The following is a 14,994-nucleotide window of genomic DNA, read 5'->3' as shown; positions in this document are numbered from 1 at the left end:
AGGTTTGTCATTTGATTATCCCTCAAGTGTTGCCAATCTGCAGCAAAAATGCGCGGAAAAGCGTGGTGAAAGTTTTTTCGAAAGATATTGAACGGAAGCCTAAAGGGTGTAATATGGTTCATTTAAGAAACTTTTGTTGGTTGAAATGCATGAGTCATTCTGCGGCGCTTCGGCCCCCTCAACCGACGGGTTCGCGGGCACTGCCCATTTTTCCAACGTCTCCTCTCCAAGGAACGGCCAATGATCGATCACCAGACCCTGCTGCTCACGCTTGGCCTGGGCAACGCCTGCTTTGCCGGTTTGATGAGCACCTACAACTGTGGGCGGAATCGGCATCCCGGGCTGTGCCTGTGGACGCTGGCACGCATCGTCATGGGCGCCAGCCAGTTGCTGTGCTGGGCCGCTGCCGAATGGCTGCCGGAAGTCGAGTCGACGGGATGGATAATCGGCATGGCGCTGGAGACGGCCGCCTACTGCACGGTTTTTGAGCTGCGCCGCTTGAAACGCATCCTGTGGCCGGTCACCGGCCTGCTGATGCTGTTGCTGGCCGCCGCCCGCGCGGGCGATGCCAACCCCGGCACCATGCGGGGATTGGTCTTGCTCATCGTTGCCCTGTATGGCGCGGCAATGGGCGTATTGCTGCTGAGGCCGTCGAATCGCGGCACGTCTGCATTGCAGAAGATCATTGGCGGCAACGATGTGGCCTTTGCTGTGGTACTGGCTTGCTGGGCGTGGACGCAGCGTGGCAACGTGGATGGTGCCGCAAGCATGCTGCAAAACGGTCAATTGCAGACGCTCGCCTTTCTCAGCGGCTATATGATCATGATCGTCAACGGTTTCGGTTTCCTGTTGATGTGCAAGCAGAATGACGACGCGAAGATGGCGCGGCTGGCCACCATCGACTTCCTCACCGGACTACTCAACCGCGGCGCGTTCTTCGAGCGTGCCGAGAGTGCGCGCATGCTCGCCGTGCGGCTGAAGAAGCCGATCGCCCTGATGATGCTCGACATCGACCACTTCAAAGAGATCAATGACCGGTTCGGCCATGCCAGCGGCGACCAGGCCCTGGTCGTGTTTGCCGACACGGTGCGCGGCGTGCTGCGCGACCACGACATCATGGGCCGGCTCGGAGGGGAAGAGTTCGCGCTGGCGCTGCCGGGCACCGATCTGGAAGGCGCACGGCAGGCCGCCGAGCGCCTGCGGATGGCGGTGAACGCGGCGAGCGTGAATATCGGCGGCAGCGACTACACGATGACGGTGAGCATAGGCGTGGTGTTGATCGACCCGGCCGAGGCGTTGACCAATGCGCTGGCCAGGGCCGACCATGCGTTGTATGCGGCCAAGAGCAGCGGACGCAACCGGGTCGAGGTCGCCGCGCCCAGGCAAAAAGAAGGGCTGTGTCACCGCTACGCGTGGGATATTTAGGCCGCGTCGTTCCCGCGGAGGCGGGAACAGCACCATTGGCGCTGTTCCCTCCATAGGCCGCGTGCTACACCGGCTCAGTATAGGCCCCCGCCAAGGGGGGCGCCGAGCCCGGGGGCGACGTAATTATGCAGCGGCGCAAAAAGAAAAAGGGTCCGACTATGCAGCGGCGCAAAAAGAAAAAGGGTCCGACGCATCGGACCCTTTCCTTGAAGCTGGCGGAGCGGACGGGGCTCGAACCCGCGACCCCCGGCGTGACAGGCCGGTATTCTAACCAACTGAACTACCGCTCCGTTTTAATCTGATCGTTACTTCGATCATTGAAAACCCCGTTTTTGGTGGGCGCTGAGAGGGTCGAACTCCCGACCTAATCCTTGTAAGGGATCCGCTCTACCAACTGAGCTAAGCGCCCGCTCACTTCTCTTTACGGGTTTTCATCTGACGCTTGTCATCGCGTCCGAAGAGGCCCGAATTATATAGGCTGGTTTCGCGGGTCCGCAAGGTTTTTTCCGAAAAAGATGAAAAAAACCTGCGGCCCACATTTCCTTACTCGGTGATGCCCCACTGCGACAGCATCCAGGCCGACTGGAACGCGGTCTCGCGCAGCGCATCGTAGCGGCCGGACGCGCCACCATGGCCGGCGCCCATGTTGATCTTCAGAAGCAGGGGATTGTTATCGGTCTTGTAGGTGCGCAACTTGGCCACGTACTTGGCCGGTTCCCAGTACATCACCTGGCTGTCGTTCAGGCCGGTAGTGACCAGCATCGCCGGGTAGGCCTTGCGCTCGATGTTGTCGTATGGCGAGTAGCTGCGCATGTAGTCGTAGGCCGCCTTCTCGTTCGGGTTGCCCCATTCCAGGTATTCGCCGGTGGTCAGCGGCAGGCTGGCGTCCATCATGGTGTTCATCACGTCCACAAAAGGCACGGCGGCATGCACCGCGTGGAACAGGTCGGGACGCATATTGGTCACCGCGCCCATCAGCAGACCACCGGCGCTGCCGCCCTGGATGATCAGGCGATTCGGGCTGGTCCATTTTTCGCGGATGAGGAATTCGGCGCTGTCGATGAAATCGGTGAAGGTGTTTTTCTTTTTCATCAGCATGCCGTCGTCGTGCCAGTGCTCGCCCATTTCGCTGCCGCCGCGGATGTGGGCCTGCACGTAGATCACGCCCCGGTCGAGCAGGCTCAGGCGTTGGAGCGAGAACGTCGGCTCGGTTGAGATGCCGTAGGAACCGTACGCGTACAGCAGCAGCGGAGCGCTGCCATCGAACTTGACGCCTTTCTTGAACACCGCCGACAGCGGCACCTGCACGCCATCGCGCGCGGTGGCCCACAGGCGGCGCGTCTCGTAGAGGCTCGGGTCGTAACCGCCCACGACTTCCTGGCGTTTGAGCACGGTGCGTTGGCCGCTGGCCATGTCCACGTCCAGCACGGTCGGTGGCGTCACCGGCGACTGGTAGGACAGGCGATAGCGGGTCGCCGTGAATTCGGGCGTGCCGTTGCCGCGCGCAGCATAGATAGGATCGTCGAACTGCACCGTCTTCCAGCCGCGCGACTTGAAGTCGTGGATGCGTACCCGGTTCAGTGCGCTCGCTTTTTCCTCCAGCACGAGGTAGTCGCGGAACACTTCCAGCCGCTGAATCAGCACGTCCTTGTCGTGCTTGACCAGTTCCTTCCAGTGGCGCGGGTCGGGCGTTGCCAGCGGTGCGCTTACCACGCGGAAGTTCTTCGCATCCTTGTTGGTGAGGATGTAGAGCTGGCCGTCGCGGTGTTCGACACTGTAGCGGTGGCCTTTTTCGCGGCCCAGCACCGAGCGGAATTGGCCGTCCGGGCGGTTCGCCGCCAGCAGCCGGGTTTCCGAGGTATCGGTCGAATGGAAGCTGACATCGATAAACTTGCGATCATGCGTGGTGCCGACCCGCATCGAGAATTGCTCCACCGGTTCATCCAGCACCTGCTGCGGCGCGCTGCCCAGTTTCATGCGGAACAGGCGATCCGAGCGCTTGGTGGTTGCGTCTTCCTGAACGAAGAACAGGGTTTTGTTGTCCGTCGCCCATGCCAACGACGTAACGCGCGGCGCACTAGCGGTGAGCAGCTTGCCGGTCTTGAGGTCCTTGACGTGCAGCGTGTACTGGCGAAAGCCCGTTGTGTCGGTCGTGTAGGCCAGCAGCGAGTCGTCCGGGCTGACCGACAATCCATTCACCGAGAAGAACTTGTACTCGGCGGCTAACGCATTTTGGTCCAGCAGGATTTCTTCCGGCGCCTTGTCGTCGTATGCCAGGTCCTTGCCCGCGAGGCGTCGGCAATTGATCGGGTACTGCTTGCCGGCTTCGAACCGGTTGTAATAGTAGTAGCGTCCGCGCCGCACCGGAACCGACAGGTCGGTTTCCTGCATGCGTCCCTTGATCTCGGCGAACAGTTTGTCGCTCAGCGGCTTGATGTCCGCCGTTTCGGCATTGGTGTACGCGTTTTCCGCTTCCAGGTAGGCGATGACCTGGGGATCGGTTTTTTTCTGCAGCCAGCGGTAGTCGTCGGTGACGACTTCGCCGTGGCGTGTTTCCTGCCAGTTGGTCTTGGCTGCCACTGGCGCCGCCGCGCTGGCGGCCTGGGCCGAGCCGGCAACCAACGCCAGGCCGATGAGAACCGAAGAAAGATTTTGGGGGCGCACGAAGACTCCTTTCATTGTTATTAGTGTTCGGATGATAAACCTGTCTTCAGGAAAAGTTTCCTCAAATTTTTTAAGAACAAGGCAAGAAACCTTCGCAGCTTTTTCTTTTTCGATATTCCCTTTGTTATCAAGCACTTACGAAGGAAAAATATTCTGCCGAAAAAGGCCAGAAAACACTTCCACTTGACGCACGCAACGCATATCGGGGGTAGTCTCACGTTTTTCGTCGAACGACCAACCTGTCTTGAATAAGGAACAGCATGAAGCGGACGACCTTTCCGACATTGTTGAAGTGCGCCGTGGCTGCGCTCATCGCCGGCTCTTCGCTGGCCGCCTCTGCCGCCATGACGGCGCAAACCGATCGCCTGATCGTCAAGTACAAAGATTCCAACGCCTCGTCCATGAGCGCTCTGGCTGCTACCGGATTGAGCACTGGCCGCCAGGCCATCATCACCCGGGCCGGGCAGGAGTTTGGCCTGAACCTGAAGCACGTGCGCACGACCGCTCTCGGCGCGCACGTGCTCAAGCTCGACCGTGCGATGAATACTGGCGAGGTTGCCAAGGTCGCGGCCGAACTGGCCGCGCGCGATCCAATGGTCGAGTGCGCGGAGCCGGACCGCATCATGACCAGATTGACGACGCCGAACGACCCGCTATACACCAGTCAGTGGGACTACTTTGAAGCGGCCGGCGGCATGCGCCTGCCGCTGGCCTGGGACAAGTCGACCGGCGCCGGCGTCAACGTGGCGGTGATCGACACCGGCTACCGTCCGCATGCCGACCTGGCGGGCCAGATTTTGCCGGGCTACGACTTCATCGCCAACACCGCGTTCGCGGCTGATGGCGATGGCCGCGACAGCGACGCCAAGGACCCGGGCGATTCGGTCATCGCGGGCCAGTGCGGCGTGGGCATACCCGCACAGGACGAGCCGTCGAGCTGGCACGGCACCCACGTGGCCGGCACCATCGCCGCCAAGACCAACAATGGCGTGGGTGTGGCAGGCGTGGCGTTCGGCGCCAAGATCGTCCCGGCCCGCGTGCTCGGCAAGTGCGGGGGCTACACCTCGGACATCGCCGACGCGATCGTCTGGGCGTCCGGCGGCGCCGTCAGCGGCGTGCCGGCCAACGCCAACAAGGCGCGCGTGCTCAACCTGTCGCTGGGCAGCACCGGCACCTGCGACCTCACCACGCAAAACGCGATCAACAGCGCACGTTCGCGCGGCGCGGTGGTGGTGGTTGCGGCGGGCAATTCCAACATGGATGCGAGCACGGACAGCCCGGCCAACTGCAAGGGCGTGATCGCCGTGGCGGCGGTGGGCCGCAATGGCGGCAAGGCGTCGTACTCGAACTATGGCAGCGTGGTTGACGTGGCGGCACCGGGCGGCGACACGGACGCTGGCATCGTCTCGACCCTGAACGCCGGCACCACCACCCCGGGCGCCGACAGCTACGGGTCTTACATCGGCACCTCGATGGCGACCCCGCACGTGGCGGGCGTGGTCGCGCTGATGCTGTCGAAGAATCCGAAGCTGACGCCGGATGAAGTCGAAGCCAAGCTCAAATCGACGGCGCGCCGCTTCCCGTCTCCGTGCGCTGGTTGCGGCGCCGGCATCGTCGACGCCAATGCGGCGGTGGATGCGGCGATGAGCTCCACTAAAGTAACTGCGGCTGCGTCATCACAGTGACGCCACGCGCCCGGCGGCGGCGATCAGCAGGCCGCCCGCCAGCACGTTCAGGCTGTGCGTTGCCAGCGGCGACGACATGAAGCGCCGGGTGCGGTCGCCAAGCAGGCTGTAGCTGGTCAGCACCGGATATTCGAGCACGATGGCGCACAAGCCCAGCGCCAGCATCGGCAGTATCGCCGGCACGCCCGGCGGTACGAACTGCGGCAGCAGGGCGCAGAAGAACAAGACCGATTTGGGATTGGACAGTTGCAGGACCAGAGCCTGGCGGTAGAGCGCGAACGGCGTTGCGCGCGGCTGCTCGCTGGCGGGAACCAGCGCGGCGTTTGAATGCATCAGTGAGCGCAAGCCGATCCAGATCAGGTACAGCGCACCCACGCCCTTGACGACTGTGACCAGTATCGGCAAACGCACGAACAGCGTGCCCAGCCCGAGCGCCGAGAGCAGGCAGTATGTGGCGTTGCCCGACATGATGCCCAGCACGCTGAACTGGCTGCGGCGCCAGCCGTTGGCAAGCGAATGCCCCGTTACCAGCATGACCGCGGGACCGGGCGTCAGGCTCAGGATGAAGTTTGTCATCAAGAAAAATCCAAATGTGTGCCAGCTCAACATAAAATCCTCGCAAGAATTAATGAACTAAATTCTAGACTGTAGTCTAGTTTTGTGCAATGGCCTACAATAACGGCATGAGCAAGCGAGAAGACAACAAGCAGGCGGTGCGCGAACGCATCCTGACGGCGGCGATCCAGTGCTTTGGCGACAGGGACTACGCGAGCACGACCATTGATGACGTGGTGGCGGCGTCCGGGGTGGCCCGTGCGACCGTGTATGCGAACTTTGCGGGCAAGGACGAACTGGCCGCGGCCGCGGCGCGGCGACTCCTGGCCGGGTTGTTCGAGCACGCATCGGCGTCGCTGGCCGCCGAAACCGGTATCGGTCAGGCGCTGGCGCTGGTCGGCGAACAGAGCGCGGCGTGGCTGCGCGCCAACCGTGCGCTGGCGGGAAGGTTTTTTGCTTATATTGCGCAGCAGAACGACTTGTCGGGCGTGCCGGCCGAGCGGCCGTCGATCCGCGAGGCGTTGGCACAGGCGTTCGCGCTGGCGCAGGCGCGCGGCGAATTGCGCGCCGACCATTCGGCCGGCGATTTGGCCGAGATGTTTGCCTACCTGTGGTTCAAGGCGTGCGCGCGCTGGACCAGTGACCCGGACCGGTTCGACATCGAGGGATCGCTGCGGCGCACGGTCGATGTGTTTTTGAACGGAGCCAGGGCGGGCTGAACCTGCGTGGGGTTGCATCTGTTTAAATAATCGGCAATACTGTATGCAATTACAGTAGTTGCCAGGCCAGGTGAACACTCCCGTCCGCAAGATCATTCACTGCGATTGCGATTGTTTCTACGCGTCGGTCGAGATGCGGGACAACCCGTCCCTGCGCGGCCGGCCGCTGGCCGTCGGTGGCAGGCCCGACCAGCGCGGCGTGATCGCCACCTGCAACTACGAGGCGCGCGCCTATGGCATCCATTCGGCCATGCCGAGCTCGCAGGCGGTCAAGCTCTGCCCCGACCTGCTCTTGATCCCGCCCGCCATGGAAAAGTATCGCGTGGCGTCGCGCCAGATCATGGAGATCTACCGCGACTACACCGAGCTGGTCGAGCCGTTGTCGCTCGACGAGGCCTATCTGGACGTGTCCGCGTCGACCCGCTGCAAGGGCAGCGCGACGCTGATCGCGCAGGAAATCCGCCGCCGCATTTTTGAGACTGTCGGCATCACCGCTTCCGCTGGCGTGGCGCCGAACAAGTTCGTGGCCAAGATCGCCAGCGACTGGAACAAGCCGGACGGATTGTTCCTGGTGCGCCCGGAAGAGGTCGACGCCTTCGTCGCCGCGCTGCCCGTCAAGAAGCTGTTTGGCGTGGGCAAGGTCACCGCCGCCAAGCTCAACAAATTAGGCGCGCAGACCTGCGCCGACCTGCGCGGCTGGACGATGCAGGAACTGCAGCATCACTTCGGCAGCTTCGGCGCGCGCCTGCATGACTTGTGCCGTGGCATCGACCAGCGCGAGGTGAGCCCGTCGCGCGAGCGCAAGTCGGTCAGCACTGAGGAAACGTACACGCCCGACGTGCCGGATTTGCCGGCCTGCCTGGCGCTGCTGCCGGACCTGTACGGGCAACTGCTTGGCCGCATCAAGCGTGCCGGCGCGGAAAGGCTGGTCAACAAGCTGTTCGTGAAGATCAAGTTTTCGGATTTTCAGCAGACGACGGTCGAGTGCGTGGGCTATGCGCCCAACCTGGCGTCCTATGCGCGGCTGATGGAAACCGGTTGGCTGCGCGCCAGCCGTCCGGTGCGCCTGCTGGGCGTGGGCGTACGTTTGGGCGACACAGAGACGGTCGAGCAGCTCAGCCTGTTCGCTCAGGACAGTGAAACCCCGATCGCGGCGCCAGTGCCATAAGTCACGCCGGCCGCGGCGGCGCCGATCAGAATCTGCCGCAACACCGAGTAGAGCGGCCCGCGTCCGCTGAAGAGCGAGGTTGCAAGACCGATGGCCCCCAGCGCAAGCGCGCTTAAGCCCGCGCTCCACGCAATGCCCGCCGCGCCGCTGGCAAAAAAGAAGGGCAGGACCGGCACCAGGGCACCCACGGCAAACAGCAGAAAGGAAAAACCGGCCGCGCTCCACGGATTGCCGCCCAGCTCGCCGGGATCGATGCCCAGTTCTTCGCGCGCCAGCGTATCCAGCGCCGCTGTCTTGTCTCGCATCAGCTCGCGTGCCACGCGCTGCGCCTCATCGCGCGACAGGCCCTTGGCCTGGAAGATCAGCGCGAGTTCCTTGCATTCGGCCGCCGGTGTTGTTTCGATTTCATCCAGTTCTTGCGCGATCTGGGTGCGCGCGAATTCGCGCGCATTGGTCACCGACAGCCATTCCCCCAACGCCATCGACAGGGCACCGGCGATCAGCCCGGCCAGTCCGGTCAGCAAAATAGTGCGCCCTGGCGATCCCGCTCCGGCAATACCGGTCACCAGGCACAGGTTGGATACCAGCCCGTCATTGGCGCCCAGCACTGCCGCGCGCAACTCATTGCCCGAGCCGCGCCGGTGCCAGCGCTCGGCCTTGGCGATCTGTGCGCCCGTCATGCCGCCGGACCGGCCCGCGACCGCTTTTAACACGGCAGCATGCGACCGTTCGTCGCCGGACAGGGTCGCGGCATCCGGCTGGCCGGCGTACTTGCTCAAGTCCGAAAACTCGGTTGCGGCCTGGGCCGGCAACACGAAGCGCGGGCCAAAATGCCTGGCCAGCTTGATCAGCACGCGGGTGCGCAGGCTGGGTGTGAAGCGCGCGGGGGCAACGCCGGCCGCTTCCAGCTTGGCGCGCCACAGTGCGGCGTGTTCGGCCTCGGCTTGCGACAGTTGCAGGAACAGATCCTTGCGTACCGGATCGGTTTCGGCGCGCGCCAGCCCGGCATAGAGCGCCGATCCGTCGAGCTCGTCACGCAAGTTGTTCTGGTAACGCTCGGTCTCGCTGTCCATCGATGATGCGCTGCGAAATGGCGGTATCCCATTGTAGCGATGCCGGTTTGCCGGCCGCGCAACATTGCGAGTGCCTGGTGCTCGACCGGCAAGCCGTAAAAAACGACAAGTGACGCCCTTGTCCGAAACCAGGACATCGCAAGGGCTTTTGTTGTTACTCAAGGCGCAATTTCCTCCCGGCAGCGACGATGCGGATGTGCCGCATTGGTCGCGGCCGGGAGAGCGCCATGCCGTTTGTGTACAAAGATGTCGATAAGCTGATTAACCAGCCGCTGGCCGGTAGCGGAACCTGCGTCGACATCATCAAAACCTACGTTCCTGGGCTGCAGGGAAAGCCAACTACCGTGTGGCGCGCCGGTGAGAATGTGATGGAAGCCGGCAGCCGGATCCGGAAGGGCACCGCGATCGCTACATTTGAGCACGGCCGTTATCCACGGCGGGACCACGATAACCATGCGGCGATTGTAGTCCGGGTGATGGGTTCCGGTATCTGGGTCGCTGACCAATGGGCTGGCGACGCGAAGCGTCAGTACATTGGGCTCCGACTTATCCGCGTCCCAGCACCGCATAATCAACGCAATGCGGACGGCTCCTTCAAGCGCCCGAGCGATAATGCGCTCGCTTTTTACGTGATCGAAAAATGAACTGGCGCCCCTTCCCCACGATGATCGCTATGGTATTGGCCGCCGGTGCGGTTTGGCTGGCGTGCGTGCCGCTCCACGCGCGCGGTGCGCCACCAGCTGCTGCGCCCTTCCATGCCACATGCCCAGCAACCCTTGCCGCCGCGGCCTTCAAGCCAGATCGTGTGCCGGATGGATGGGTTGGCGTGATGCCACAAGACACGCGCATTTCCGGCGCAGGTCTTTTGTGGGGGCCGCCCGACGAATCGGGCTATCTCAAGCCCGACGAGGCGAACACCGCAGGCTCATCAGGGCAGAAGGTGAATACCACCCGTTGGCGTCTGGACGTGCCTCACTCGTTTGAAACGTGGGTGTACTGCCAGTATGGCCCCTTGCAGCTGTCGAGGCGGATCCCGCGTGGTGCGGTGGAGTGCACCGCGTCCAGCAAGGTCGATCGCACGCGGTTAGAAGAAATCGTCTTCGTCTGCAAATAGCCGGCGCGCCGGCATCACTCGCGGGCAGGGCGAACCCATCAATACTGCTCGTGTCGATTTGCCATTCTTGGTCGGGGCAACATGCCTCCGCCCCGTCGAAATCGCCCTGTAGACCCGCTATTCCAGCAGCAGCTGCTGCTTGAGCCGTTGCCGGCGAAACTTGCGCCCGTTCGCTCATCCTGGCTACCACGGCCGGGAGTCGGTCAGGGTGTTGCACGCCCGGAAAATTTCATTCTCGGTCGATGGACTGAAAATTGCGCGCCGTCACGTGTAGAATGGCGTTCCGCTGAAATATTGAGACTATCGGATACAACTTATGTGGTTCAAGAATCTTCAGATTTATCGCCTGCCCGCGCCGTGGGCCTTCTCGCCCGAACAACTCGAAGAGGCCCTTAAGTCACAAAGTTTTACTCCGGCCAGCAGCAACGAGCTGCTGCGTCAGGGTTGGGATTCGCCGCGCGGCAATGAAAAGCTGGTCCATGTGGTCAACAAGCAGATGCTGCTGTTGCTCGGCACCGAAAAGAAGCTGCTGCCCAGCACCGTGATCAACCAGGTCGCAAAGGCCAAGGCGGCCGAGCTGGAAGAGCAGCAGGGTTTCCCGCCGGGTAAGAAGGCGATGAAGGAACTGAAGGAACGCGTGGCCGACGAACTGCTGCCGCGCGCGTTTTCGATCCGCAGCAATGTCTGGGTCTGGATCGACCCGGTCAACGGCTGGCTGGTGGTTGATGCCGCGAGCCCGGCCAAGGCCGACGACGTGATCAAGCTGCTGCTCAAGGCGGTCGACCGCATGCCGATCGAGAGCCTGCGCGTGCAGCGCTCGCCGGTGGCGGTGATGACCGGCTGGCTGGAATCGGACGAGGCGCCGTACGGCTTCACGATCGACCAGGACACCGAACTGCGCGCCACCGGCGAGAGCCGCGCCGCAGTGCGATATGTGAAGCACACGCTGGAACCGGACGACATCCGCCGTCACATCGCAGCCGGCAAGCAGTGCACGCGCCTGGCGATGACCTGGAACAGCCGCGTTTCGTTCGTGCTGACCGAGACGCTGGCGATCAAGGGCGTCAAGCCACTGGACGTGATCAAGGAAAACGAAACGATCACCTACAGCGATGACGAGCGTTTCGATAACGACATCATGCTGATGACGGGCGAGCTGGCCAAGCTGCTGGCCGATGTGGTCGACGCGCTGGGCGGGGAAGCGAAGGCCTGATCTACCGATAACAGCGGCAGTTACGTAGGGTGCGCACCTGTGCGCACGCGGTACGTGTGCGTACCGGAGTCAACGGCATTCGTGCGCACTGGTGCGCACCCTACGATCCTCGCCCGCCGCGCTCTTCGTTCTATTTGTTCGACGCCACTTCCTCCGACGTCGCCGGCTCGCCTTCCTCCAGCCTGCCATCGCTGTAGGTCGAGGCCGACCGCGCCTGGTGCGGCGCCGGCTGGCCCGGCAGCGGCGGCAGCGCCTTGGCCTTGTCCAGGTCGATGCCGGCAAACTGCGCCAGCCGGCGGCCGTAGTCCTCGTCGCAATGCCAGAAGTGCCACACCATCCGCAATTGGATCGGTTCCGGGCACTGCTTCAGGTCGTTTCCAATGTTGTTGATCAGGTCCTCGCGTTCCCAGTCCGCGAACGTGCGGTAGCGGTCGCCCGCCTGCTTGTAGTCGTCTGCCGTGCGCGAGGTGGCGTAACGGCCCAAATGGCCTTCCACATGCTGGTGGTATTCGTGCTCCGGCTTGGGCGCTTCCTGGTAGCCGCCGACCAGGCTCGGCTCGTAGTTGATGTGCGTGTTCTCGCCGTCGCCATCAACGTAGAACGCCATCTGGCCGTCGCGCTGGTTGGTGCGCGCCATCAGGTCCTGGTGTGGGGCGTTGACCGGTAGCTGCAGGTAGTTCGCCCCCAGCCGGTAGCGCTGGGTGTCCGAGTACGAGAGCGTGCGTCCCTGCAGCATCTTGTCATCGGAAAAGTCGATGCCCTCGACCAGCACGCCAGTGCCGAACGCGGACTGCTCGGTTTCGGCGAACACGTTGTCCGGATTTTTGTTGAGCACCATGCGGCCCACGGGCAGCAGCGGGAACTTGTCCTCCGGCCAGCGCTTGGTGTCGTCCAGCGGGTCGAAGTCGAGTTCGGGATGGTCGCCGTCGGCCATGATCTGCACCCGCAGTTCCCATTCGGGACAGTCGCCGCGCTTGATCGCGTCGTACAGGTCGCGCGTGGCGTGGCCGGTGTCATGCGCCTGGATCTCGGCGGCCTGCTGGCTGGTCAGGTTGCGCACGCCTTGCTTGGGTTCCCAGTGGAACTTGACGAGGTGGGCCACGCCCTGGTCGTTGACCAGCTTGTAGGTGTTCACGCCCGAGCCTTCCATTTCGCGGTAGTTGGCAGGGATGCCCCATGGGCTCTTGACCCAGGTGACCATGTGCAACGCTTCCGGCGTGTTGGCCACGAAGTCGTAGAAGCGCCAAGCTTCCTGCTGGTTGGTGACGGGATCGGGCTTGAAGGCGTGGATCATGTCCGGGAACTTGATCGCGTCGCGGATGAAGAAGATCTTCAGGTTGTTGCCGACGAGGTCCCAGTTGCCGTCCGCGGTCTTGAACTTGACCGCAAAGCCGCGCGGGTCGCGCGCCGTCTCCGGCGAGTCCTTGCTGCCGATCACTGTGGAAAAGCGCACGAACACGGGCGTTTGCACGCCGGTCTCGGTCAGCACCCTGGCTTTGGTGTACCTGGTGGCGGGGTCGTTGCCGATCTTGCCATAAGCTTCAAAGAAGCCGTGCGCACCGGTGCCGCGCGCATGTACCACGCGCTCCGGAATGCGTTCGCGGTCGAAATGGGTGATCTTTTCGATGAACTGGTAGTTCTCGAGTGTGGCCGGGCCGCGCTCGCCTACCGTGCGCATCGATTGGTTGTCGCGAATCGGGTGACCCTGGCGCGTGGTTAGCGTCGGGCGCTGCTCGTCTTTCATGTGCAGTCTCCTTCACCGTCAGTGAGGGAGGAGTATAGAAAGATCGATTTGCGGGCAGCGCCACGCTGAAAGTGCGAAATGCCGCAGCTGTTACAACTGCTGGAACACGCCCGCCGAGCGGTTTTTCGTCACGTTATCCCAAGGGAACACCTGGCCGTTCATCGCCACGTACACGCCGGGCGGCAGGGTCTGCGCGACGCCGCAGGCAAAGCCGAAATTGAACAGCGCGTCGGAGTTGGCGATTTCGTAGGGGATCATGGCGCCGGTCAGCACGATGGTCTGCGTCAGGCTCGCATTGCCGAGCACGGCTGCGGTCTGGGGCATGGTGTCGGTGCCGTGGATGATCACCACCGACTTCTCCGGCGCGGCTTCGCACGCGGCCAGCACGCGCGCACGGTCGGCGTCCTGCATGTCGAGCGAATCGAGCAGCGGCAGCACCTCGAGCTGCGCCGGGATCGTCATCCGGGTGCGTTTGATTACTTCAGGCAAGTGGCTTTCAGAAAAGCCGAGCACGCCGTTCAGTTCGTTGTAGTGTTTGTCGAAAGTGCCGCCGGTGGCGATGATTCGCAATGTCATGATCGTTTTGGAAAGACGGTGAAAAAAGGTGGTCAATGATAGCTGCAAACCGTAGTGTATTCGCATGTGACTGCGCTAGAATCGGCCGGATCGGTTGAGTCCCATGATCATTTTTCGGTAGTTGCCGCCTCAGCAATGAAAGCCTTAGCTCCAGGAACAGTCATTTTCCACCGCCACCGCGGCTATGGCGTCATCACGCACGTCAACCTGCTGACCGGATGGATTTCCGCGCGTTTCGGCAGCGAAACGCGCACGCTCGACCTCAATCTCAAGCAGGACGAAGTGCAATATGCGGACGGCGAACCGATCCTGTTCCGCCGCACGCCGCCGGACCGCATGCCGCACGCGCGGCTGATGGCGATGGTGCGCGAACTGCACAAGGCCGGTTACGAAAAGCTGTACCTGTATTCGTGGCCCAAGCCGTCGGGGCTGCACTGGCGCTGGCACCTGTTTACCGGACAGCGCAACTGGATGCAGCGGCCGTGGCGGGAAGGCTGGTACGGCTCGGGCGCGGACTACAACAACAATCCCGTCATGGGCTGGGGCGATTCGCCCGGCGCCAGCACCGATGAACTGATCCACGCGCTGGCCAAGTTCGACCCGCAGGGCCTGGCGGCGGCGCTGGGGCGCGACGAAGACCACACTGCGTGGTTCCGGGGTGTGTGCGACGTGCTGCTGCCTGGCTACATGTACAGCCTGGACATGGCGCGTGCGAATGGCAGTGGTTTGCAGGCGGCGCCACCGGTGCCAGTGGTGGCGGTACGCGCCGGAATGCCGTCCTATGCCGGGCCGGCGATCGGCTGGCCGCCGGGCTGGGCCGGGCTGTGGACGCGCACGCATGCGATGCCGATGCGGCGTATCAACCTGACTGGCGAGCCGGAATTGCGCTGAGCGGCAAGCACAAAAAACGCAAGCCGGTCGGCTTGCCTGAGGCGTAGGGTGCGCACCTGTGCGCACGCGTTCACCGTGTGCTGACTTGCGGCTGCCGCTTCACTGCGCTGCCTTCGCGAACCGCGTGCGCACAGGTGCGCACCCTAACGGTCATTGCAGAGCGTGCC

The 14,994-nt window shown here is 62.9% G+C and carries 13 protein-coding genes and 2 tRNA genes; 8 read left to right on the top strand and 7 right to left on the bottom strand.

The annotated features are described in order from the left end of the window. Positions 1-240: 240 nt before the first annotated feature. A complete protein-coding gene (locus tag E4O92_RS21595; RefSeq protein ID WP_135191730.1) occupies positions 241-1,425 on the top strand; it encodes a GGDEF domain-containing protein in 1,185 nt (394 codons plus the stop codon). Positions 1,426-1,638: 213 nt separating this feature from the next. Here E4O92_RS21595 and E4O92_RS21590 read toward each other — a convergent pair. From E4O92_RS21590 to E4O92_RS21580, 3 genes are all read right to left on the bottom strand, one after another. Further along, a tRNA-Asp gene (locus tag E4O92_RS21590) sits at positions 1,639-1,715 on the bottom strand. A 43-nt stretch (positions 1,716-1,758) separates the two neighbouring features. Next, positions 1,759-1,834 (bottom strand) — tRNA-Val (locus E4O92_RS21585). Positions 1,835-1,968: 134 nt separating this feature from the next. Then, positions 1,969-4,089: a S9 family peptidase gene (locus E4O92_RS21580; protein WP_229483647.1), complete on the bottom strand. Its 2,121-nt coding sequence runs from the start codon at positions 4,087-4,089 to the stop codon at positions 1,969-1,971. A 260-nt stretch (positions 4,090-4,349) separates the two neighbouring features. Between E4O92_RS21580 and E4O92_RS21575 the strand changes: the two genes are divergently transcribed. Further along, a complete protein-coding gene (locus E4O92_RS21575; protein WP_135191728.1) occupies positions 4,350-5,774 on the top strand; it encodes a S8 family peptidase in 1,425 nt (474 codons plus the stop codon). Here the strand turns inward: E4O92_RS21575 and E4O92_RS21570 are convergent. Then, complete coding sequence (locus E4O92_RS21570) at positions 5,766-6,350, bottom strand: LysE family translocator (RefSeq protein ID WP_167759858.1); 585 nt, start codon at positions 6,348-6,350, stop codon at positions 5,766-5,768. The two genes, E4O92_RS21575 and E4O92_RS21570, sit on opposite strands and share 9 nt — an antisense overlap. Positions 6,351-6,457: 107 nt before the next feature. Between E4O92_RS21570 and E4O92_RS21565 the strand changes: the two genes are divergently transcribed. Next, positions 6,458-7,048, top strand: a complete 591-nt coding sequence (locus E4O92_RS21565) for a TetR/AcrR family transcriptional regulator (RefSeq protein ID WP_167759857.1) — start codon at positions 6,458-6,460, stop codon at positions 7,046-7,048. Between the two features lie 70 nt (positions 7,049-7,118). Next, positions 7,119-8,216, top strand: coding sequence for a DNA polymerase IV (dinB, locus tag E4O92_RS21560; RefSeq protein ID WP_135191725.1), 1,098 nt, complete (start codon positions 7,119-7,121; stop codon positions 8,214-8,216). Here dinB and E4O92_RS21555 read toward each other — a convergent pair. Next, positions 8,177-9,289, bottom strand: coding sequence for a VIT1/CCC1 transporter family protein (locus E4O92_RS21555; protein WP_135191724.1), 1,113 nt, complete (start codon positions 9,287-9,289; stop codon positions 8,177-8,179). The two genes, dinB and E4O92_RS21555, sit on opposite strands and share 40 nt — an antisense overlap. A gap of 227 nt (positions 9,290-9,516) precedes the next feature. Between E4O92_RS21555 and E4O92_RS21550 the strand changes: the two genes are divergently transcribed. From E4O92_RS21550 to E4O92_RS21540, 3 genes are all read left to right on the top strand, one after another. Continuing rightward, a complete protein-coding gene (locus E4O92_RS21550; protein ID WP_135191723.1) occupies positions 9,517-9,933 on the top strand; it encodes a BPSL0067 family protein in 417 nt (138 codons plus the stop codon). Further along, a complete protein-coding gene (locus E4O92_RS21545; RefSeq protein ID WP_135191722.1) occupies positions 9,930-10,403 on the top strand; it encodes an STY0301 family protein in 474 nt (157 codons plus the stop codon). Before E4O92_RS21550 ends, E4O92_RS21545 begins: the two co-directional genes overlap by 4 nt. A gap of 316 nt (positions 10,404-10,719) precedes the next feature. Beyond that, a complete protein-coding gene (locus E4O92_RS21540) occupies positions 10,720-11,616 on the top strand; it encodes a recombination-associated protein RdgC (protein ID WP_135191721.1) in 897 nt (298 codons plus the stop codon). Between the two features lie 130 nt (positions 11,617-11,746). On the opposite strand, the gene E4O92_RS21535 is transcribed toward E4O92_RS21540, so the two are convergent. Next, positions 11,747-13,360, bottom strand: a complete 1,614-nt coding sequence (locus tag E4O92_RS21535) for a catalase (protein ID WP_135191720.1) — start codon at positions 13,358-13,360, stop codon at positions 11,747-11,749. A 90-nt stretch (positions 13,361-13,450) separates the two neighbouring features. Beyond that, positions 13,451-13,936 (bottom strand): asparaginase domain-containing protein, encoded by a 486-nt coding sequence (locus E4O92_RS21530; protein ID WP_135191719.1) that lies wholly within the window; start codon positions 13,934-13,936, stop codon positions 13,451-13,453. Between the two features lie 135 nt (positions 13,937-14,071). On the opposite strand from E4O92_RS21530, the gene E4O92_RS21525 reads away from it, so the two are divergent. After that, positions 14,072-14,827 (top strand): L-asparaginase, encoded by a 756-nt coding sequence (locus E4O92_RS21525; RefSeq protein ID WP_135191718.1) that lies wholly within the window; start codon positions 14,072-14,074, stop codon positions 14,825-14,827. The last annotated feature ends 167 nt before the right edge of the window (positions 14,828-14,994 follow it).

Source organism: Massilia horti (assembly GCF_004614195.1).
Taxonomy (GTDB): Bacteria; Pseudomonadota; Gammaproteobacteria; order Burkholderiales; family Burkholderiaceae_D; genus Telluria; species Telluria horti.
The sequence above is the reverse complement of the archived record's forward strand: the minus strand, read 5'-3'. Positions and strand labels throughout refer to the sequence as shown.

What these genes read in the sequence shown, in the direction of transcription:
- E4O92_RS21570 (WP_167759858.1), bottom strand. Translation starts at nt 6,350, where the DNA reads ATGACAAACTTCATCCTGAGCCTGACGCCCGGTCCCGCGGTCATGCTG.
- E4O92_RS21565 (WP_167759857.1), top strand. Translation starts at nt 6,458, where the DNA reads ATGAGCAAGCGAGAAGACAACAAGCAGGCGGTGCGCGAACGCATCCTG.
- E4O92_RS21540 (WP_135191721.1), top strand. Translation starts at nt 10,720, where the DNA reads ATGTGGTTCAAGAATCTTCAGATTTATCGCCTGCCCGCGCCGTGGGCC.
- E4O92_RS21545 (WP_135191722.1), top strand. Translation starts at nt 9,930, where the DNA reads ATGAACTGGCGCCCCTTCCCCACGATGATCGCTATGGTATTGGCCGCC.
- E4O92_RS21595 (WP_135191730.1), top strand. Translation starts at nt 241, where the DNA reads ATGATCGATCACCAGACCCTGCTGCTCACGCTTGGCCTGGGCAACGCC.
- E4O92_RS21575 (WP_135191728.1), top strand. Translation starts at nt 4,350, where the DNA reads ATGAAGCGGACGACCTTTCCGACATTGTTGAAGTGCGCCGTGGCTGCG.
- E4O92_RS21530 (WP_135191719.1), bottom strand. Translation starts at nt 13,936, where the DNA reads ATGACATTGCGAATCATCGCCACCGGCGGCACTTTCGACAAACACTAC.
- E4O92_RS21555 (WP_135191724.1), bottom strand. Translation starts at nt 9,289, where the DNA reads ATGGACAGCGAGACCGAGCGTTACCAGAACAACTTGCGTGACGAGCTC.
- E4O92_RS21525 (WP_135191718.1), top strand. Translation starts at nt 14,072, where the DNA reads ATGAAAGCCTTAGCTCCAGGAACAGTCATTTTCCACCGCCACCGCGGC.
- E4O92_RS21535 (WP_135191720.1), bottom strand. Translation starts at nt 13,360, where the DNA reads ATGAAAGACGAGCAGCGCCCGACGCTAACCACGCGCCAGGGTCACCCG.
- E4O92_RS21550 (WP_135191723.1), top strand. Translation starts at nt 9,517, where the DNA reads ATGCCGTTTGTGTACAAAGATGTCGATAAGCTGATTAACCAGCCGCTG.